This is a genomic window from Sinorhizobium alkalisoli (assembly GCF_008932245.1).
GTDB lineage: Bacteria > Pseudomonadota > Alphaproteobacteria > Rhizobiales > Rhizobiaceae > Sinorhizobium > Sinorhizobium alkalisoli.
In genome coordinates this window covers 2,222,629-2,239,671 of record NZ_CP034909.1, presented here as the reverse complement: position 1 = coordinate 2,239,671, position 17,043 = coordinate 2,222,629, and the positions used below count along the sequence as shown (strand labels likewise).

Below are 17,043 nucleotides of genomic sequence, written 5' to 3'. Positions count from 1 at the left end.
TCAGAATGCCGTTATCGGAAATTCCGATATCACTACGGATCAGCGGGGTCGTGCGCTGCGCATCGCCTCGGCGATGCCGACGAAGTCGCGTGCCGAGTGCGGCAGGCTCGACCCCTTGCGCCAGACCATGCCGACCTGCACCACCGGTAGGGCGCCGGAGACATCGCGACTCTCGATCCGGTCGCCTTCGAGCGACCAGGGCCGATAAATGAGATCCGGCAACAGGGCGATGCCTGCGCCGGTTGCCACGAGGCTCCTGACGGCTTCGACGGAACGGGTGCGGAAGGCCACATGCGGCCGCGCGCCGAGCGCCGTCAGAAGCTTGCCGGTGTTCTCCTCGATCTCGTCCACCGTCAGCATGATCAGCGGTTCCCTGGCGATATCCCCGACCGAGATGATGTCGGCGCTGACGAGCGGATGCCCAATCGGCAGCCACAGGCGGTAAGGCGACGTTTCGAGGATCTCCGCCTGCAGCGCCATGCGATCGCGCAGGTTTGAGATCACCATGACGGCCACGTCGAGTTCGCCACCGATCAGTAGATGTTCGAGATAGGAGCCATTGTCTTCGAGGGCGCTCACCTCGACACCCGGGCAGGCGCGGCGATAGCGGGCGAGCAGGTCGGAGAGCACGTAACCGGCAACCAGCGAGGTGACGCCGAGATTGAGCTTGCCGCCTCGTTCCTCGCGGCTGTCGGAGAAGCTGCGCCGCGCATCGGAAACATCGGCAAGTATCTTGGTCGCGTGGCGCAGGAATTGGTGGCCGTTATGGGTAACGGAGAGCCCGCGCGGATGGCGGTCGAAGAGCTCGACGCCAAGGTCTCCCTCAAGTTCCTTGATCGCCTCTGTTATCGAGGACTGGGAGATCGACAGGTTCTGTGCCGCGCGGGTGACGGAGCCCTGTTCGGCGACGGCGACGAAATATTGCAATTGTCGGAGCGTGAATGCCATGAAGCGATTAAGACCAGCCGGAGCAGGGAACGCAAGTCCATGTGTTGGGCTGTTCCACCTGCTTTGAGCTAAGCGAAGCCGGGCTACAGCGCCCGCAATGCTTCCAGGGCCCGCGCTGCATCCGCAGCCGGCACGAAGATGTGGTCGTGGTAAAACGCGGCGACGATATTGGCGCTGATGCCTTGGCGCGCGAGCGGCGGCCGAGACCGCCGCTGTGAGGCCGACCGCCTCAAGCGCAGAATGAACGCCGAGCGTGATCAGGCGCAACACGGGACCATAGGGCAGCCGGGCGGCTTCGGCGCGCGAGCGCTCAAGGATCAGCGTCACGCCCTCGGCCTCGCGGAAAGTGCCAATCGGTTCGAGCGGGATCCAGCGCTCGACGTCGCCTTGGACGCTGCAATAGACATATTCGTTCTCGCGCAGGATCGGATTCATCTGCGCAAGCAGTCGTGCGAGGTCGGTCTCTCCGGCTGCGCTCATGCCGTTCCGACCAGTCTCGCCACGCCATCGACGAGGCGGCGGAAGCCCTCCCGCGCTCCTGGGCTCACATGCCGCGCCCGGAGCCAGGCGTGGATCATCTGCGGCTCCTCCCGAAAGGTGATGTCGACGCCCGCGGCAGCAAGCTCAGCCGCGTAGGTGCGTGCGTCGTCGCGCAAGGGGTCGAACCTGGCGGCGGTTATATAGGTTGGCGGCAGCCCGGCGAAGTCCTTCGCCTTGAGCGGGTGCGCCAAGACATCGGCCGCCGGTGCCCTCAGGATCTCCCGGTAATAGGCGACATCCGCCGTCGAAAGCCCGGGCGCTTCACCCATTTCGACATAGGAGCCGCCGACGAGATCGCCACCGAGCGCGGGATAGATCAGCACCTGTCCGGCGATGCCGGCAAGCCCTTCCGACCTGGCCCTGAGCACGAGGCCGGCCGCGAGATTGCCGCCGGCACTGTCGCCGACGATCACCAGTGGCCTGCCCTCGGCGATCAGCGTCTCGAGCACGCTGTAGCAGTCCTCGTGGGCCGCGGGCCAGACATGCTCCGGTGCCAGCCGATAGTCGACCGAGACCAGTTCCGCCCGCGTTCTGTCCGCCAGCTCTGCGCAAATGGCGTCGTGGCTGTCGAGCGAACCGACGACAAAGCCACCGCCGTGGAGATAAATAATGCGCGCCTCGGTCGCGACCTCCGCCGGCCGGTAATAACGGACCGGAATCCGCCCACCGATGCGGGCATCTCGCCGCGTCAGCCCGTCCGGTGTCGGCGCATCGAATTCGGCGCAAAGCGCGTCGTAGTATCGCCGCTGATCCCCCACGGAAGCATTCACGGCGTCAGCCGGATAGAAGGCTTCGCAACGCACATGGAAGGCGAGAATTTCCGGCTCGGCCGGCATCGGTTTCGAACGGTGCAGATCCATCCTCCATCCTCTGCAAGGCTTACGACATCCACGGCCTCACATCAGGTCCCGTCGAATGCGCTTCTCAAAGGTCTTTTCAAAGATCTTTGTCTCCTCCTCGAACGCTTCGACCTTGGCCGAGGTGATCCATTCGCTCCCGGTGCAGGAAAGTCGCGACTTCGAGATCGTCTTCAAGGATCTGCCATCGCGCCGGGCGGTACAGGTCCAGGTGGAGACGCCCGTCACAGAATGCGGATCGTCGGGGGCGATCGACCAGATTTCGCAGCGTATGTCCTGTGTCGCATTGCCGGTATCGGGGTGCTCGACGAGGCCTGTGTCCTCATAGATCGTGTAATGGGTCACGCCCCGCGTCATGTCGCGTTCGACCGTCCGTCGGGTCTGCGGCTGCGAGTGCGCGATATAATGCGGCAGCGGGTTGGGATTGGCTGGCTGCGGCACGACGATTTCGCGATGGTCCCCGAGGAGCGGCAGCGAAAGCGACAGGCTCTCCGTGTCGACCGTCAGGCCGGGATCGCTTGGGCTCGGCAGGATCATCGGCCAATAGGATGTCGACAGCGACAGGCGGATACGATGACCGGCGCGGAAGCGATAGCCGCAGGCGTCGAGCACGAGAGTGATGCGCGTCCTATGGTTCTTCTCCATCGGCACCGGCTTTGCATTGCCGTTGCGGTGGGCCAGGTTCAACACGCCGAAGGAGACGCGGGTCGCCGTGCCGTCCGGATGGACGTCGACGAGGCGTGCGATCAGGTTGGCGGTCGCGGCGGCGCAACTGACGTCGAGGCTGAGGACCGGTTGCCCGAGATAGTCCTCGGCCTCGAGCAAAGGATGCGTCTCGAAGGTGAGGGAGCCGGCATCGTCGATGCGCTGGTCGCCCGCCAGCTCCGCGTCCGGCTTGAGGGTGAAATACTCGCCGGCGGCCGTGCCGGTGTCGAGCGGCGAACGGAGGTAGACGTCGCCGATGCCTTCTCTCGAACGGCCGCTGGCGAGGCTGCCGTCGCGGGCAATGCCGAAGGAGCGCATCTCGGGTGCCGTCCAAACATCCTTGGCGATCCATCGGCCGGCATCCTCATCGCGGCGGAGCGCCGGTCTCGGCCCGTCGAGGATATAGGCGCGCATCTGCGGCAGCTGCTCGGCATCGTTCCGTTCGTTTCGCAGCCAGCGGTTCCACCAGCGGATCGCCTCGCTGAGGAAATCCGCCCGCGGCTTCGGCCAGGCGAAATGCGGATATTTGTGCACCCAGGGGCCGATCAGCGCCTTGGCCCTGTCGCCCAGACCCTCGATCGCCTTGATCGGCGTGTTGCGGTAGCCGTCGGCCCAGCCGGCGATGACGAGAGCCGGAACCGGGAAACCGTCGAAGTCTTCGCATATGGAGCCGTGGCGCCAGAAGTCGTCGCGGCGCTGGTGTTCGAGCCATTCCTCGAGGAAGAAGGGTTCGTTCTCCAGCCGCTCCAGCCACATTTCCTTCCAGCGTTCGCCGACGAGTTCCGGATCGGGGGAGCGCGATTGGTAAGCGAGCATGGTCGCAGCCCAGGAGAGCTGTGCGGAGAGATGGCAGCCGTTCTTGTAGTGGATGTCGTCATTGTAGCGGTCGACGGTCGAGGCGATGGAGATCACCGCCTTCAAGGCCGGCGGCTTGAGGGCGGCCACCTGCAGCGCGTTGAAGCCGCCCCAGGAAATGCCCATCATGCCGACCTTGCCGTTCGACCAGGGTTGCGCGGCGATCCATTCGATGATCTCTGATGCGTCGGACAGCTCGCGCGGCGTGTATTCGCCGTCGATCACGCCTTCGGATTCGCCCGATCCGCGGATGTCAACGCGAACGCCGGCGATGCCGGCTGCGGCGAAGCCGGGATAGGTGGATTCATCGCGCGCACTGGTGCCGTCGCGCTTGCGATAAGGCAGGAATTCGAGCACCGCCGGCACGGGGTTCTGCTCGGTTCCCTCCGGCATCCAGATGCGCGAGGCAAGCCGAGTCCCGTCTTTGAGCGCGATCCATTCGTTTTCGATGACGGTGAAGTTGCGGTCGGTCATGCAGTTCCTCGAGATGCACCTGAAGGCGCACTATCTTAAGCAGCGGAAGGAGCGTGCGGGCGTAAAAGGGCGCGCCGCCGATCCGCCTGCCGTCAATTCCCGGCGCTTTCCATGCGCCGAGTCGCGAGCACGCTTTCGAGCCAGCCGATCTCCATTTCCGGAACCGACTTCAGCAGGAGGTCGGTATAGTCGTCGAAGGGGGGCGACAGTACCTTCGATTTCGGCCCGAAGCGAACCAGCCGGCCGCGATGCATCACGGCGACGCTATCGGCAATGGCTCGGACGATGGCGATGTCGTGGGTGATAAAGACATAGGAAACAGCGGTTTCCTCCTGAAGCTTCAGAAGCAGATTCAGGATGCCTTCGGCCACAAGCGGATCGAGCGCCGAGGTCGGTTCGTCGCAGAGGATGAGCTCGGGCTCGGCGGCGAGCGCCCGAGCGATCGCGACGCGCTGCTTCTGGCCGCCGGACAGTTCGGCGGGATAGCGGTCGAGGAAGCGCGATCCCATCTCGATCTGGTCGAGCAGTTCCTTGATACGTTCGGTCTTCCTCGCGCCTCGCATTCCGAAATAGAAGGAGAGCGGCCGTCCAATGATGTCGCGCACCGTCTGGCGCGGATTCATCGCCGTGTCCGCCATCTGGTAGATCATCTGGATCCGGCGCAGTTCCTCCTGTGTCCGGCTCTTCAGAGCCTTCGGCAGCTCCTTGCCCTCGAAGGTGATCCGCCCCTCGGTCGGCGGCAGGAGCCCGGTGATGACGCGCGCGAGGGTCGATTTGCCGGAGCCGGATTCGCCGACGATCGCCAGCGTCTGGCCCTTCGGCAGATGCATCGAGACGTCATGCAGCACCTTGAAGCCGTTGCCATAGGCGGCATGGACATGCTCGATCTTGAGAAGTGTGCCGGATTGGTCTTCGGCTTCTGCCCGCTTCGTTTGGCGGACGCTGACCAGCGCCCGCGTATAGTCTTCCTTTGGGGCTTCGATCACCTGTTTCGTCGTGCCGTATTCGACGGTCTTGCCATGGCGCAGCACCATGATGTCGTCGGAAACTTGCGCCACCACCGCGAGGTCGTGGGTGATGTAGAGCGCCGCCGTACGCGTTTCCTCGATCGCGTGCTTGATGGCCGCGAGCACGTCGATCTGCGTCGTCACGTCGAGCGCCGTCGTCGGTTCGTCGAAGACGATCAACTCCGGATTGGGGCAGAGCGCCATGGCGGTCATGGCGCGCTGCAACTGCCCGCCGGAGACCTGGTGCGGATAGCGCTCGCCAAAGTTTTCCGGGTTGGGAAGGCCGAGCACGCGGAAAAGATAGAGCGCGCGCTCTTTCGCTTCCTCGCGCGTCATGATGCCGTGGCGGAGCGAGGCTTCGATCACCTGGTCGCCGAGCTTGTGGGCCGGGTTGAATGCGGCAGCGGCGGATTGGGCGACGTAGCAGACCCGGGCGCCGCGGATCATGCGGATGCCGGTCTTGTCGAGCTTCAGGATGTCCTTGCCGTCGAGCAGCACTTCGCCGCCGGTGATGCGGACGCCGCCGCGGCCATAGGCGAGCGCCGAAAGGCCGATCGTCGACTTGCCGGCGCCGGATTCGCCGATCAGGCCCAGCACCTTGCCCTTCTCGAGCTCGAAGGAAACGCCTTCGACCAATGTGACCACCTTCGGCGGTTCGCCCGGCGGATAGCTCGTCGCCTCGATCTTGAGGTTCTTTACGGAAAGCAGATCAGGCATCGCCGCGGCCTCCTTTCAGGCTCGAAGTACGCTTCATCAGCCAGTCGACGACCAGGTTGACGCAGATGGCAAGCGTGGCGATCGCGGCACCGGGCACGAGCGCGGCCGAGATGCCGAAGATGATGCCGTCCTTGTTGTCCTTGACCATGCCGCCCCAATCGGCGGCCGGCGGCTGGATCCCGAGGCCGAGGAAGGAGAGCGTGGAGAGGAACAGGATCGAAAAGGCGAAGCGCAGGCCGAATTCGGCGAGCAGCGGCGACAGCGTGTTCGGCAGGATTTCCCGGAAAATGATCCAGAGCGAGCCTTCGCCGCGCAGCCTTGCCGCCTCGACGAACTCCATCACCGCGACATCGAGCGCCACGGCACGGCCAATGCGGAAGACGCGGGTGGAATCGAGCACGGCCATGACGAGGATCAGGATCCAGAGGTGCTGTGGCAGCACGGCAAGCACGACAAGGGCGAAGATCAGTGTCGGGATCGCCATCATCAGGTCGTTGAAGCGCGAAAACAGCTGGTCGACGAAGCCGCCCATCACGGCTGCGGCGAAGCTTAAGATCATGCCAAGCGCGAAGGAAAGTACGGTGGCCGCCAGCGCCACGAGGATGGTGGTGCGGGCGCCATAGATCAGGCGCGAGAGCAGGTCGCGCCCGAGATTGTCGGTTCCGAGCAGGAATTCCCCACCGGCCGGCATCCAGATCTCGCCGACGATTTCCCGCTCGCCAAAGGGGGCGAGAAATGGCGCGAAGACCGCGCAGAGGATCGCAATGGCGATGCCGGCAATGCCAACCCAGGCGCTGATTGGTATGGATTTCACGTTCATCGCGGATGCCTCAGTCTCGGATTGGCGAGAATGGCGAGAATGTCGGCCGCCATGTTGAGGAAGATGTAGAAGGCTGCGAAAATGAGGCCACAGGCCTGCACGACCGGCATATCGCGCACCGTCACCGCATCGACCATGTATTGCCCCATGCCCGGATAGACGAAGACGACCTCCACGACGACCACGCCGACGACCAGATAGGCGAGGTTGAGTGCGATGACGTTGATCACCGGCGCCACCGCATTCGGCGCGGCATGACGGGCGATGATGCGGAAGGTGCTGAGCCCTTTCAGTTCCGCCGTCTCGACATAGGCCGAGGACATCACGTTGAGGATCGCCGCCCGCGTCATGCGCATCATGTGGGCAAGGACGACCAGCACGAGCGTCGCGACGGGAAGCGCGATCGCCGACAGCCGATCGGCAAGCGCCATGCTGTCATAGACGGTGGCCGGGAAGGTGGCGACGCCCCATTCGACGGCAAAGACCATGATCAGAAGATAGCCAACGAAGAATTCCGGCAGTGAAATCGCCGCAAGCGAGATCACATTGATGATCTTGTCCGGCATGCGGTTGCGGAACTGTACCGCCACCATGCCGAGGCCGACGGCAAGCGGCACCGAGACGAGTGCCGCGAAGAAGGCGAGAAAGAGAGAATTGCCGAGCCGCTTGCCGATCTGTTCGCTGACGGATTGCTTGCTCGCCCAGGAGGTGCCGAAATCGCCCGTGACAGCGCCGCCGAGCCAACTCAAGTAGCGTTCGCTCCACGGCCGGTCGAGGCCGAGATCCCGTCGGATGTTCTCCACCGCCTGGGGCGTCGCCGATTGCCCGAGATAGGTGGTGGCGAAATCGCCGGGCAGCGCCTCGATGCCGCCGGAAATCATCAGCGACACGGCGAAGAGCAGTCCAACGCTTAGCCCGAGGCGCTTGAGGATCAGCGCCGCGAGCGGACGACGAAAGACGAAAAGCCGCCAGAACGTGCCGCCGATCTCGCCCGTGGCGACGGCGGCTGTGGGGTTTGCTGGCACTCCGGAAGGGTCGGTGGACCGCGCGTCGATTTCGCGCGCGGTCTCATCCGTCGGAACCGGACCAGCCATTGGTCCGCTTGCCATCGTCAGGCGTCCAGCCAGACTCGGGTCGCGACATAGCCGTTCGACATGTCGTTGCCGATGTCGTGGACATAGCCCTTCACCTGCTTGCTCGCCGCGTTCACGAAATCGTTGAACATGGGCAGGATCAGGCCGCCCTCGTCGCGCACCATCATCGCCATGGTGCGGTACATCTCCTTGCGCTTGGCCTCATCCAGTTCGGAACGTGCCTCGAGCAGGAGCTTGTCGAAATCCGGGCGCAGGAAGCGGGTGTCGTTCCAGTCGGCCGTCGACAGATAGGCGGTCGAATACATCTGGTCCTGGGTCGGCCGACCGCCCCAATAGGAGGTGCAGAAGGGCTGGGCGTTCCAGACATTGGTCCAATAGCCGTCGCCCGGTTCGCGCTTGACCTCGATGTCGATGCCGGCTTTCTTTGCGCTCGCCTGATAGAGAACGGCCGCGTCGACCGCGCCCGGAAAGGCGACGTCGGACGTGCGCAGCAGGACCGATCCGCTGTGACCCGACTTCTTGTAGTGGAAGGCGGCCTTGTCCGGATCGTAGGTGCGCTGCTCGATCCCCTCCGGGAACAGGGCATAGGTTTCGTTGATCGGGAAGTCGTTGCCGATCTTGCCGTAGCCGCCAAGGATGCGCTGGACCATGGTCTCGCGATCCATCGCCAGCTTCAGCGCCATCCGAAGGTCGTTATTGTCGAACGGCGCGGTGTTGCAGTGCATGATGAAGACGTAGTGGCCGCGGCCGGAAGTGTTCAGGATCTCGACGGTTGGCGCCCGCTTCAACAAAGACACCGTCTTCGGGTCGACACGGTTGATAAAGTGCACCTGGCCGGAGGAAAGCGCGGCGATACGCGCCGTCGCGTCGTTCATGGCGATGAGTTCGACCGAATCGACATAGCCGCGGTCCGTGCGCCAGTCGTCGGCGTTCTTCTCGAAGGTGGCGCGCACGCCCGGTTCGAAGCTCATGACCTTGTAAGGACCGGTGCCGATCATCGCGTCGGGATTATCGAGGCCGCCGTTCGGCTGGATGATCAGGTGATAGTCGGAAAGAAGCAGCGGCAGGTCCGCATTGCCTTCCGTCAGCACCAGCACCAGCTTGTCGCCGTCCGCCTTGATCTCCTTGATCGACTTCATGACGCCCAGCGCGCCCGACTCGGACTTCTCGTCCGTGTGGCGCTGCAGCGTCTTGACCACGTCGTCGACGGTCAGTTCCTTGCCGTCGTGGAACTTGACGCCCTTGCGGATCGCGAAGGTCCAGGTCGACGCGTCGGCGGAAGGCTCCCAGGATTCGGCAAGCGCCGGCACCGGTGCACCGGTCGTCGGATGGCTTTCGACGAGGGTGTCGCCCCAGTTGCGGCCAACGACGAACAGGAACTGCGACAGCGCCTTCGCCGGATCCCTGGAATCGGTGGCGGCTGCGCCCTCGAGGCCGAGCTTCAGGTGACCGCCGCGCTTCGGCTCCTGCGCTGCGGCACTGGTCGCGAAAAGCGTGTTCGCCGTCGACGCGGCTATACCGAGGGCGGCCGCGCGTCCGAGAAATTCGCGCCGGTTCATTTTGCCCAGCATGACCTGTCGTGTCAGATAGTCCTTGTAATCGCTCATTCCCCTGTTCCCTTCTTTAGCCGGCATTCGCCGTTTGTTGTCTATCGTCAGAGACTGTTGCGCTTCGCCATTTTGTAATGGCTCAAGGCGGCTTCTAGCCTGTTCGAGTATCTTCTTGCCCGTCCTCCTGTTCTTTCAGGGCCACCGCTGCTGCTAAGGCTAGCCAGTTGGATGCAGCTTGTAACGTCCCAGTTTATCAATTCTTCCCATAAAGTCTGTCTATGGGGGCCGTTCTTCGTCGACGTGCGGCCGGTCGTTTCATTCTAAGCAGATATTCATGGGTTTACCCACGATTATCTGCTTAGATTCCTTGGCTTTGCCGCAGGTTCTGATCGCAAAGCCCTGGGACTTCGCGGCACCTGCCTATCGCCCTTTCCAGATCGGATCGCGCTTCTCGGCAAAAGCGCGCGCCCCTTCCAACTGGTCTTCGCTCGAATAGAGCACATCGACCGTCCTGAACTGTCGGCGGGTGATCCTGTTCATCGTCGTCTGGAAGTCGCGGCCCTCGGCTTCACGCACGACTTCCTTGATGGCGGCATAGACGAGCGGCGGTCCGCTTTCGAGCAGGCGCGCGAGTTCCCAGGCGCGCTCCATCAGCCGCGCGGCCGGCAGGATCTCGTTGACGAAGCCCCAGCGATGGGCCTCGCCGGCCTCGAGCCAGCGGCCGGTCAGCAGCATGTCCATGGCGATGTGGTAGGGGATGCGCTTCGGCAGCTTGATCGAGGCGGCATCGGCGACCGTGCCCGAGCGGATCTCCGGCAGCGCAAAGCTTGCATGCTCCGCGGCGAGGATCAGGTCCGTCGACAGCGCGATTTCCAAGCCGCCGCCGCAACAGATGCCGTTGACGGCGGCGATGATCGGCTTGTTGAGGTCGCGCAGTTCCTGCATGCCGCCGAAACCGCCGATGCCGTAATCACCATCGACGGCATCGCCCGCTGCCGCGGCCTTAAGGTCCCAGCCGGCGCAAAAGAATTTTTCGCCGGCACCGGTGACGATGGCTACCCGGAGGTCCGGATCGTCGCGGAAATCCCGGAAGACTTCGCCCATGATCCGGCTCGTCTTCAAGTCGATGGCGTTCGCCTTCGGCCGGTCGATGGTGACTTCGAGGATGCCGCCTTCGCGACGGGTGTGGATCGGTCCGGTCATAGGCGCTATTTCCTCCGGCGGATCAGGGCGTCGGCGGCAACGGCTCCGCGGCCGTCCGGCAACACCATTATGGGATTGATATCCAGTTCGTCGAGTTTCGCAGCGTTTGCAACGACATAGGATGCCACGGCAGCGACAGTTTTTACGAGAGATGCGACATCCGCCTGCGGAGCGCCGCGATAGCCCCCCATCAGTTTGCTGATCTTCAGGCCATCAATGGCTTCGCGGATTGCCTCTTCCGTCGTCGGAAGCGTCAGGATCGCCGTGTCGTCCAGCAGTTCCACCAGGATTCCGCCGGCGCCGATGGTGAGCACCGGGCCCGCGACCGCGTCGCGCGTGGCGCCGACGATCACCTCCGCGACCGGTTTGGCGACCATCTTCTCAACCAGATAGCCGGATGCGCCCGAGGCCATCGCCTCGGCCGCGGCAAGCACCTGATCGCGACAGGCGAGATCCAGTCTGACCGCGCCGGCTTCAGTTTTGTGTGCGACGCCCAGGCGCTTGAGCGCAACGGGGAAGCCCAGCGCGTCGCCGGCATTCGCCGCCTGCGCCGGCGATTGCGCGGTTCTGCCCGGCGGAACGGCTATGCCGGCTCGCGCGAGTTCCGCTTTGGCTTCGGCCTCCGTCAGGGTTTCGGCTTCGCCCTCTGAAACCGCCGTCGTCACGAGCGGCGGGAGAGGGGGCTTTCTCCAGAGGGCGCCGATGGAGGCGGCGGTCTCGGCGGCGGCGAGCGCCTCGTCTATGCCGAAGAAAGGCACGACGCCCGCCGCGATCAGCGAGAGCGCCGTTTCCTCCGGCATGTTTTCACCAAGGCTGGCAACGATTCCGGCAGCGGCGGCGGTCGCATTCGCTGCGTCGATCACCGCCTCGCAGGTCGTCACCCAGTCGGCGGCGTCGCAGCGGTCGAGGCGGGGGAAATCGAGCACGATCAGGTTGAGCGCATAACCGCCCCGCATCATCGCGGCGAAGGCCGCACTCTGTTTTTCGCGATTGCCCCAGACAAAGGTGTGGTAATCGAGCGGATTGGAGATCGTCACCATTTCGCCGAGGGCTTCCTTGAGCGGCTGGCGCTGGTCCTCCTTGAGAGGACGGAAATTGAGCCGGCGCTTGACGCCCGCATCCGCCATCAGCGAGGCCTCGCCGCCGGAACAGCTCATCGAGGAAATATCGGCGCTATCGAGCGGGCCGTGGAGATGCAGGAGCTTCAGCGTTTCCAGAAGCTCCGGAAGCGTGTCGACGCGGCCGATGCCGAGGCGGGCGAGAAGCGCCGAAGAGACGCGGTCATTGCCGGCAAGAGAGGCGGTGTGGGACACCGTCGCAAGCTGCGCGGCCTTCGACTTGCCGACCTTCAGCGCCACGATCGGCTTACGCAACTGCCGCGCGCGCGCCGCCAGACGCTCCAACGCTTCGATGCTGTCGAAACCCTCGATGTGGAGCCCGACGGCGGTAACGCGCGGATCCTCGACGACGGCGCAGGCGAGGTCGGAAAGTCCCGTCTGTGCCTGGTTGCCGGCGGTCATGACATAGGCGAGCGGCAGCCCGCGCTTCTGCATCGAGATGTTGCAGGCGATGTTGGAGGATTGCGTGAGGATCGCGACGCCGCGCTCGACGCGTTGCATGCCGTGCTGGTCGGGCCAGAGCAGGGCGCCATCCAGCATATTGATGAAGCCGTAGCAATTGGGCCCGACGATCGGCATGTCGCCGGCGGCCGCGACCAGCGCCTCCTGCAGGCCGTTGCCGTCGGCAAGCTCGTTCGCCGCCTCGCGAAAACCCGAGGCATAGCAGATGGCGCCGCCGGCGCCGCGCGTCGCAAGTTCGCGGATGATCTCGATCGTCAGCGCCCGGTTGACCCCGACGAAGGCGGCGTCCGGCGCCTTCGGAAGTTCGGTGACGGAGCGGTAGCAGCGGCGGCCGAGAATTTCCTCTTCGCGCGGATGGACCGGCCAGATCTGGCCGGAATAGCCCATCCGGTCGCATTGCTCAATGACCCGGCGGGCCTCCTTGCCACCGAAGACCGCGATGGAGCGGGGGCGGATGAGGCGATCGAGAGAGCGGGGAATCCGTGTCATCTCCGGATTCCTTTGCCAGGAAAGACCCCTCCCCAACCCCTCCCCACAAGGGGGAGGGGCTTCGTGGCGGCGCCGTCTCGCCCAACCCGACATCTCCACGTGTGGCGTCCGTTCAAGTCAGGGAAGGAGGGCGCGGCAGTGTGGCCCCTCCCCCTTGTGGGGAGGGGTTGGGGAGGGGTCTTTTGAACATCGCAAGCGAGAAAAGTCGCCATCGCTCAAGCCCCCAACGGCCTGAGCAGATCGCGGCTGATGATGTGCCGCTGGATCTCCGAGGTGCCGTCCCAGATGCGTTCGACGCGAGCGTCGCGCCAGAAGCGGGCGAGCGGCAGGTCGTCCATCAGGCCCATGCCGCCATAGATCTGGATCGCCTCGTCGGTGACGTGGGCAAGCATCTCGGTGGCGAAGACCTTCGCCGAAGCGATTTCCCGGTTCGACGGCAGACCCTGATCGAGCCTCCAGGCGGCCGAAAGCGTCAGCAGGTCGGCGGCGTCGATTTCGGTGATCATGTCGGCGAGCTTGAAGGAGACGCCCTGGTTGGCTCCGATCGGCTTGCCGAACTGCTTGCGCTCCGCGGCATAGCTCAGCGCGTAATCGAAAGCGCGGCGCGCCCGTCCGACCGAGGTGGCGGCAACCGTCAGCCGCGTCGCATAGAGCCAGTCATTGGCAAGCTCGAATCCCTTGTGCACCTCGCCGAGGATCTGCGCGGAGGGCAGCCGGCAATCGTCGAAGGTAAGGATGCAGTTCTTGTAGCCGCGATGGGAGACGGAATTGTAGCCTTCGCGGATTTCGAAACCCGGGGTGCCGCGGTCGACGAGGAAGCAGGTGATCTTCTTCTTCGGCCCGCGCGGCGTCTCTTCCTCGCCGGTGGCGATGAACACGATGACGAAATCGGCAATGTCGGCATGGCTGATGAAATGCTTCGTGCCGTTGACGATCCAGTCGCCGCCGTCCGGCCGGGCGAAGCATTTCATGCCGCGCACGTCGGACCCCGCATCCGGCTCGGTCATGGCAAGCGCGTCGAACCTGTCGCCGCGAACGGCCGGCAGCAGGTAACGCTCGCGCTGCTCGTCATTGCAGGCCATCAGAATGCCGGAGGGGCGGCCGAAGAACACGGTGAGTCCCATCGATCCGCGGCCGAGTTCGCGCTCGACGAGCGTGAAGGTGAGGTGATCGAGCCCGGCGCCGCCGACTTCTTCGGGGAAGTTGCAGGCGAAAAAGCCGAGCTCCCTGCATTTGCGGGCGATCTCGAGGCCGAGCTCGCGCGGCACCATGCCGGCGCGCTCGACCTCGTTCTCATGCGGATAGATCTCGGTCTCGACGAAGCTGCGGACCGTGTCGACGATCATCTGCTGTTCTTCGGTCAATGCGAAATTCATCGTTCTCCCTCGTCAATTTTTATTCGCTTGCTTTCGCCTGCCGATCGCTCCTCATCGACCTGTTGGCCGCTGCGGGCGTTGCATTTTGCTCCTCTCCTCGGGTTTAACCCGAGGACTAACCCTCTCCCCGCAGGCGGGGAGAGGTCCCGCGGGCGGATGGGGGCACATCCGCCCGCAAGGCCTTCAGCGCCGCTGCCCTACATGCCGCCCTGCACCCTGTGGCACCGGCAGCCTCGCATGAGCGTCCGCGATCGGTCGCAGCTTCGCCGTCACCTCTGCGGGTGCCGGCACCGACTTGCCGGCGCTGGCATCGACGTGCAGCATCATCTGCTCGGCGGTGGCGATGACCTCGCCGGACGCCGCGTCGTGGATCCGCGTGAAGAAGTGGATGCGCTTGTCGTCGGAGCTCAGGAGCTGCAGCGTCGTGTAAATCGCCTGTCCGAGCTTCGCCTCGCCAAGATGGCGGATATGGGTCTCCACCGTATAGTAGCTGTGGCCGGCCTCGACATAGGCGAAGTCTACGCCGATCAGCCTCAGCAGCGCATCGGACGTATCGCCGAAGAGCTGCAGATAGCGGTGCTCGGTCATGTGGCCGTTATAGTCGACCCAGGCGGCGTTGACCCTGGTGTCGACGAGGCGCAGCGGCCCCGAGGTGTCGTAGGTTTTCGACGGGTTGCCGCCCTTCGCCCAGAGGCGCGTCTCGAAGTCTGCGAGCAGCTTGCCGGCGCCCCAGCCCTTACCTCCGTCGCCAGCCTTGAGCGCATGCATGATGCCGACGAGGTTTTCGTCGCGGATGCGCTCGAGTTCGCGGATCGAACGGCCCGCCGCCTGCGCGTCTGACTGCGCGCCGATCTTCTCGATCAGTTCGTCATCGAGATCGACGACATCGGTGAATTTGGTCCAGGGCCATTTCAGACAGGGGCCGAACTGCGCGAGGAAATGGCGCATACCGGCTTCCCCGCCGGCGATGCGATAGGTCTCGAAAAGGCCCATCTGCGCCCAACGCATGCCGAAAGAATAGCGCATGACATCGTCGAGGGTCTCGGTGTCGCAGATGTCGTCCTTGATCAACCAGAGCGCTTCGCGCCAGAGCGCTTCGAGAAGACGGTCGCCGACGAAGGCCTCAATCTCCTTGGCAATGACCACGCCCTTCATGCCGATCTCCGCAACGGCTGCTTCCGCGCGCCTGATCGTCTCCGGCGAGGTTTTCTTCCCGCCGACGAGCTCCACCAGCGGCAGTAGATAGACCGGGTTATAGGGGTGCGCCACGAACATGCGTTCCGGATGCTTCATCTCCGTCTGCAGGTCGGAGGGCAACAGCCCGGAGGTCGATGATCCGATCAGCGCGTCTGGGCGGGCGGCCGCGTCGATTTCGGTGAGGACGCCGCGCTTCAATGGCAGCCTCTCCGGAACGCTTTCCTGAATCCAGTCAACGTCCTCGACGGCTTCTTTGATGCTCTTGCAGAAGGCGAGTTTGCCACGCGGCGGCAGCGGCGCCATGGTCAGCATGCCATAGGCGCGTTCGGCATTGGCCATGACTTCGCCGATGATGCGCTCGGCTTCCGCGTGCGGGTCGAATATGTTGACGTCGATGCCGGCAAGCACGAAACGTGCCGCCCAGGCCCCGCCGATGACGCCGCCGCCGATGCAGGCGGCCTTGGTGATAATAGTCATGCCCTCTCCATTTGCGTCGTAACCCTTCCGGCCCTTCGGGCCACCCTCCCACAAGGGGAGGGATGGGTGGCTCCAGGTCCTTTTCGTCCCTCGCTGCGCTGTGCTTGCCGCTGTTCCGTCCCAACGCCTCAACAGGTGCCGACGCTAGCTTTCAGGCCCATGCAGTACCGCGCAGTAAGCCCTCCCCCTTGTGGGAGGGCGGGGAGGGGTGTTCTTACCGCTTCGTCAGCTTCAGCTTTTCGCGGACCTCCTGCGGCCCGATGATCCTGGCGCCCATGCCTTCGATGACCGATACGGCCTTTTCGACAAGCTGGGCGTTGGTCGCGAGCTGGCCCTTGGCGACGTACAGATTGTCCTCGAGGCCGACGCGGACATTGCCGCCGGCAAGGATCGCGGCGGCCGGATAGGCCATGGCGTTGCGGCCGATCGAGAAGGCCGAGAATGTCCAGTTTGCCGGCACGTTGTTTACCATCGCCATGAAGGTGTTGAGATCGTCCGGCGCCCCCCAGGGAATGCCCATGCAGAGCTGGATCAGCACCGGATCCTCGATCAGACCTTCCTCGACGAGTTGCTTGGCGAACCAGAGGTGGCCGGTGTCGAACGCCTCGATTTCCGGGCGCACGCCAAGCGCCGTCATCTGACGCGCCATTTCGCGCAGCATGGACGGCGTGTTGGTCATGACATAGTCGCCGAGCGAGAAGTTCATCGTGCCGCAGTCGAGCGTGCAGATCTCCGGCAGGCATTCGGCGACATGGGAGACGCGCTCGGTGGCGCCGGCCATGTCCGTGCCGTTTTCGTTTAACGGAAAGGGGCTCTCGACATTGCCGAAGACGAGGTCGCCGCCCATGCCCGCGGTCAGGTTGAGAACTACGTCGACATCGGCGGAGCGGATGCGGTCGGTCACCTCCCTGTAAAGATCAAGGCGGCGGGCGGGCGCACCGGTCTCCGGATCGCGGACATGGCAATGGACGATTGCGGCACCCGCCCTGGCGGCGTCGACCGCGGCTTCGGCGATCTGTTTCGGCGTCACCGGAACGTGGCTGGATTTCGAAACGGTGTCCCCCGAACCGGTGACTGCGCAGGTGATGAAAACCTCTCGGTTCATGCTGAGCGGCATAGCTGTCTCCCTTTTCGTTGAGCCCATTACGAGCCAG

The 17,043-nt window shown here is 64.2% G+C and carries 12 protein-coding genes and 1 pseudogene; all 13 read right to left on the bottom strand.

Features of this window, described 5'->3' with window-relative positions:
- Positions 1 to 39: 39 nt before the first annotated feature.
- The gene (locus tag EKH55_RS10905) at positions 40 to 948 is read right to left on the bottom strand and encodes a LysR family transcriptional regulator (protein WP_069461604.1); all 909 of its coding nucleotides are present in this window, start codon (positions 946 to 948) and stop codon (positions 40 to 42) included.
- 83 nt (positions 949 to 1,031) lie between these two features.
- Positions 1,032 to 1,428: pseudogene (locus tag EKH55_RS10900) on the bottom strand (ACT domain-containing protein).
- On the bottom strand, positions 1,425 to 2,348 hold the full coding sequence (locus EKH55_RS10895; RefSeq protein WP_069461461.1) for an alpha/beta hydrolase: 924 nt from the start codon (positions 2,346 to 2,348) through the stop codon (positions 1,425 to 1,427). The pseudogene EKH55_RS10900 and the gene EKH55_RS10895 overlap by 4 nt, the downstream one beginning before the upstream one ends.
- Positions 2,349 to 2,384: 36 nt before the next feature.
- A complete protein-coding gene (locus EKH55_RS10890) occupies positions 2,385 to 4,379 on the bottom strand; it encodes a CocE/NonD family hydrolase (protein ID WP_069461462.1) in 1,995 nt (664 codons plus the stop codon).
- Positions 4,380 to 4,471: 92 nt separating this feature from the next.
- Complete coding sequence (locus EKH55_RS10885) at positions 4,472 to 6,103, bottom strand: ABC transporter ATP-binding protein (RefSeq protein ID WP_069461463.1); 1,632 nt, start codon at positions 6,101 to 6,103, stop codon at positions 4,472 to 4,474.
- Positions 6,096 to 6,923: an ABC transporter permease gene (locus EKH55_RS10880; protein WP_069461464.1), complete on the bottom strand. Its 828-nt coding sequence runs from the start codon at positions 6,921 to 6,923 to the stop codon at positions 6,096 to 6,098. The genes EKH55_RS10885 and EKH55_RS10880 overlap by 8 nt, the downstream gene beginning before the upstream one ends.
- On the bottom strand, positions 6,920 to 8,032 hold the full coding sequence (locus tag EKH55_RS10875) for an ABC transporter permease (RefSeq protein WP_151611505.1): 1,113 nt from the start codon (positions 8,030 to 8,032) through the stop codon (positions 6,920 to 6,922). Before EKH55_RS10875 ends, EKH55_RS10880 begins: the two co-directional genes overlap by 4 nt.
- 2 nt (positions 8,033 to 8,034) lie before the next feature.
- Entirely contained in the window at positions 8,035 to 9,624 is a 1,590-nt protein-coding gene (locus EKH55_RS10870; protein WP_069461466.1) for an ABC transporter substrate-binding protein, read from the bottom strand.
- A gap of 363 nt (positions 9,625 to 9,987) precedes the next feature.
- On the bottom strand, positions 9,988 to 10,770 hold the full coding sequence (locus EKH55_RS10865; RefSeq protein ID WP_069461467.1) for a carnitinyl-CoA dehydratase: 783 nt from the start codon (positions 10,768 to 10,770) through the stop codon (positions 9,988 to 9,990).
- A 5-nt stretch (positions 10,771 to 10,775) separates the two neighbouring features.
- On the bottom strand, positions 10,776 to 12,839 hold the full coding sequence (locus tag EKH55_RS10860) for an acetate--CoA ligase family protein (protein ID WP_151611504.1): 2,064 nt from the start codon (positions 12,837 to 12,839) through the stop codon (positions 10,776 to 10,778).
- A gap of 215 nt (positions 12,840 to 13,054) precedes the next feature.
- Positions 13,055 to 14,215 carry an acyl-CoA dehydrogenase family protein gene (locus EKH55_RS10850; protein ID WP_069461469.1) on the bottom strand — a complete coding sequence of 387 codons (1,161 nt, stop codon included), beginning with the start codon at positions 14,213 to 14,215 and terminating at the stop codon, positions 13,055 to 13,057.
- A gap of 183 nt (positions 14,216 to 14,398) precedes the next feature.
- Positions 14,399 to 15,889, bottom strand: coding sequence for a carnitine 3-dehydrogenase (locus EKH55_RS10845; protein WP_069461470.1), 1,491 nt, complete (start codon positions 15,887 to 15,889; stop codon positions 14,399 to 14,401).
- A 214-nt stretch (positions 15,890 to 16,103) separates the two neighbouring features.
- Positions 16,104 to 17,006 (bottom strand): 3-dehydrocarnitine:acetyl-CoA trimethylamine transferase BcoG, encoded by a 903-nt coding sequence (bcoG, locus tag EKH55_RS10840; protein ID WP_151611502.1) that lies wholly within the window; start codon positions 17,004 to 17,006, stop codon positions 16,104 to 16,106.
- Positions 17,007 to 17,043 lie beyond the last annotated feature (37 nt).

Bases quoted from the DNA above. Each gene is read 5' to 3' on its own strand.
- EKH55_RS10905 (WP_069461604.1), bottom strand. From the start codon at position 948: ATGGCATTCACGCTCCGACAATTGCAATATTTCGTCGCCGTCGCCGAA.
- EKH55_RS10895 (WP_069461461.1), bottom strand. From the start codon at position 2,348: ATGGATCTGCACCGTTCGAAACCGATGCCGGCCGAGCCGGAAATTCTC.
- EKH55_RS10890 (WP_069461462.1), bottom strand. From the start codon at position 4,379: ATGACCGACCGCAACTTCACCGTCATCGAAAACGAATGGATCGCGCTC.
- EKH55_RS10885 (WP_069461463.1), bottom strand. From the start codon at position 6,103: ATGCCTGATCTGCTTTCCGTAAAGAACCTCAAGATCGAGGCGACGAGC.
- EKH55_RS10880 (WP_069461464.1), bottom strand. From the start codon at position 6,923: ATGAACGTGAAATCCATACCAATCAGCGCCTGGGTTGGCATTGCCGGC.
- EKH55_RS10875 (WP_151611505.1), bottom strand. From the start codon at position 8,032: ATGGCAAGCGGACCAATGGCTGGTCCGGTTCCGACGGATGAGACCGCG.
- EKH55_RS10870 (WP_069461466.1), bottom strand. From the start codon at position 9,624: ATGAGCGATTACAAGGACTATCTGACACGACAGGTCATGCTGGGCAAA.
- EKH55_RS10865 (WP_069461467.1), bottom strand. From the start codon at position 10,770: ATGACCGGACCGATCCACACCCGTCGCGAAGGCGGCATCCTCGAAGTC.
- EKH55_RS10860 (WP_151611504.1), bottom strand. From the start codon at position 12,839: ATGACACGGATTCCCCGCTCTCTCGATCGCCTCATCCGCCCCCGCTCC.
- EKH55_RS10850 (WP_069461469.1), bottom strand. From the start codon at position 14,215: ATGAATTTCGCATTGACCGAAGAACAGCAGATGATCGTCGACACGGTC.
- EKH55_RS10845 (WP_069461470.1), bottom strand. From the start codon at position 15,889: ATGACTATTATCACCAAGGCCGCCTGCATCGGCGGCGGCGTCATCGGC.
- bcoG (WP_151611502.1), bottom strand. From the start codon at position 17,006: ATGCCGCTCAGCATGAACCGAGAGGTTTTCATCACCTGCGCAGTCACC.